At 37.4% G+C, this 3,013-nt stretch carries 2 protein-coding genes; one reads left to right on the top strand and one right to left on the bottom strand.

Features of this window, described 5'->3' with window-relative positions:
* The first annotated feature begins 565 nt into the window (after nt 1–565).
* The gene (locus tag AC2JBO_RS44245) at nt 566–841 is read left to right on the top strand and encodes a hypothetical protein (RefSeq protein ID WP_496959965.1); all 276 of its coding nucleotides are present in this window, start codon (nt 566–568) and stop codon (nt 839–841) included.
* 261 nt (nt 842–1,102) lie between these two features.
* Here AC2JBO_RS44245 and AC2JBO_RS44240 read toward each other — a convergent pair whose 3' ends face one another.
* On the bottom strand, nt 1,103–2,947 hold the full coding sequence (locus AC2JBO_RS44240; protein WP_496959964.1) for a CHAT domain-containing protein: 1,845 nt from the start codon (nt 2,945–2,947) through the stop codon (nt 1,103–1,105).
* Nucleotides 2,948–3,013: the final 66 nt, after the last annotated feature.

Here is a 3,013-nt window from a genome sequence, read left to right as displayed (position 1 = left end):
GTTGTAGTCTTAGTAAACATAACTCTACTACAGAAGGCCCTCTTTATTTTGGCGAAGGTATTGGTATCCTACAGGCAGTTTCCATACTTGGATACGAAGCGGCGCCTTGATAACAACTGTTTATTAGAGTCCAAGCACTGTTATAGTGATGTTCATATAAAATCTCAAGTTCACTAATTGATAACTGATCAAGCTGTTCTCTTGTCTGTGCGCTGGCTGGTTTACAGATAAATAAAGATGATAAAAAAGCAACACATACTATAAGTTTATTTGCATGTTTTAACATAGAGATACCCTCTGAATATTAATTGAACATTCATTTGAAATTATGTATATATAATATAAATATGACTTGCTTAAAGACATCGGAAGAAAGCTCGAATTACTACAATACTTTTTATTGAGAAGCGAGTCTTACTAAAGTTGGAGATAAGGTAAATATTTAAATACTTGAGTACTTATAATACGACGCTGTTGAATACTTACAACGGTGCCTCGAAACATACATGAACTACCGATGGAAACTAGCAGTGTGTATCAGCCGGACTATTGACCTGTAGTAAACATGAATTTACGCTCCTGTCGGCACAAGTATAACTTTGCTATCCAAGGTTATTTTTTATTTGGAGCAAGGGCTGACATTCTTAATGATACATATAATCAATGCGTAGAAGCATACAATTCAGCAGAGTTAGATAACCAAGGTTTGGCTTGGCGTACTGTAATCAGGTTGTCCAACTTAAGCAACAAAGAGATGCTCAAATCAATTACACGAACATTCAGTATGAAATTTATAGGCAAGAACTACAAACGCAAGTGGATATCCTTGGAATTGGTGTGAATCTCATAATTCCTCAAGCTACAGACTTTGGAGTCCGAAATTATGGCAATTAATAGTGTCTAATGAATGTGAAAATAAATTTTACAAATATCACCAGTGAAAAAAGCTGGTATTTTTGTAATTTATTGAAGGCACCTGCAATGTGGTTACCAAATTATAGCTAGGGCAGGCGCCATTTTTATAAGCTTTGGTTAAAATACTTGTATGTTATAAATAATGGAGCCATTACAAACAGTTTAATGAAATGGCGCCCAACTTTAATTATTTCCAATCACCTTGTAAAGTGAATGCTGCCCAATAATAAGGACTTTTCCATTCCTTACTCTGCCACAATTGTAATTGTGCTTCTCGTAAAGCGATTGTAGGAGATTTACCTTTTAATACAGCTTTGTAAAATGTAGGCATTAGTTTAGATGTACCTTCATCACTCACTTGCCATAAGGAAACAACTGCACGCTTGGAACCTGCATACATTAATCCTCGTGTTAGTCCCATCAATCCTTCGCCCTTAATTTCTTTACCCAAACCAGTGTCACATGCGCTGAGAACGACTAACTCGGCGCCTAAATCTAAGTTAAAGATGTCACCTAAGCGTAAATAACCTTTCTCAACTGGTTTAGCTTGTTTATCTACAAATTGTGACAGCACAATACCCGATAACTCTGGGTTTGTAGTATCTACAATTCCATGAGTTGCAAATAGTAAGAATCTGTACTTTTTGAGTTCTGGACTAGTTACAAAATTGTAGTTGGCATCAAAATCATAAGCGTATATTGCTTCTTTGGGCGATACGAGTTTAAGAATTTCTTCGGCTTCTGCGCGCGTGCCCTTTAAACGTGATATTCCGTTACGTTTATTATTTTTTAACGCTCGTTGTAAACTTGAATGATTTAGATTCATTTCTATACCAAGAGCTTCTTCTTTTCCTGTAATTCGTTCATCAGTAGTTTCAAATACTGGGTCTGCTAATACTGCGAGGGTTTTAGGCGCCGTCTTACTGGGTCTTTTTCGTTGTGTTTCTATAACAGTTACATAAGGTAGATTGACGATTTCATGCTTTACCATTAATGGCTGATAAGTCGAAGTTGAAGTTGGGTCTGCTAATGCTGCAAATGGTATGCTTTGTAAGGCGCCGTCTGCAACTATTGCTAAACGTTTTTTACCTAGTTTTTCTGAGACAGGCGCCAGTATTAGTTTACTAAGTTCATTAGCGGGTTTATTGATTATATTAGGATTTTCTTTGCCAAAAGGAGTGGCGCCTTGAAGAACCGCTTCTTTAAATTTATTTGCAGTATCTTCAATTTGTTTTTGTCCGGGCAGTTCGTAAGCTTCCATCGAATCTGGGGTAACAGCCCAAAGGAAACTGCGGTCTTCGCCCAAGGAATATTGTAACAGCAGGGTGTCTTTATCAAGTTGTTGCTGAATTTGTTTTAATTCTAAAGGTTGAGGGTATTTAATGTCAGCATACTTTGGGCTGGTGGTACGAATTTTGTCCACTAATTCGCCATATTGGTTGAGAAGGTTTTCGTTTTCCTGTTCTAGTTGTTCAATTCTAGTTTTGTTATTAGATATTGATGGGTCTTGCCTTTGCTTTTGAACAGCTTCGATTTTACCAAGCATTAGTTGTTCTTGTTCAAGTAACTTAGAGTCAATACCTTTACGGATATCGGCACCTGCTTCGGTTAATAATTCGACTAGAGAACGCGCGCGCGAGCGTTCGCTGATATTTAGAGCTAGTGCATTATATCCTTTATTGGGGTATTTTTTATCCAGTTGCATCAGGAGGTCGATGTAGAACTGGTAATAACTCTGTACGGAGGCGAAATAAGTACTTTGTAAATCTTTATTTGTGTATTTTGTACGTAGTTCTTCAATGATTTTAATAGCTGCTTGGATTTGTTTGAGAGATTCTTCTAAGTTGCCTAGGGAGCGTTCCAAGCTAGCAACATTCCATAGGGTTGTAGCTTGTCCCGATTTATCCCCCACTTTTATCATTAAAGGTAGGGATTGGTTATAAAATTTGAGTGCTTGCTGTTTTTCCCCTAAATCGTTGTAGACAGCACCAATATTATTGAGGATTCCAGCTTGCTGTGATTTATCCCCCACTTCCAATACTGCTCGGTTAAGCGGGAGCATAGCCTAAAATAAAGAAAAGTTTGTTCGCGTTAGAAA

The sequence above is a fragment of the Calothrix sp. CBUCES-K 9914 genome (assembly GCF_059640475.1).
Note: the sequence above shows the minus strand (reverse complement) of the source record. Positions and strands in the feature narration are given on the sequence as shown.

What these genes read in the sequence shown, in the direction of transcription:
- AC2JBO_RS44245 (WP_496959965.1), top strand. Translation starts at nt 566, where the DNA reads ATGAATTTACGCTCCTGTCGGCACAAGTATAACTTTGCTATCCAAGGT.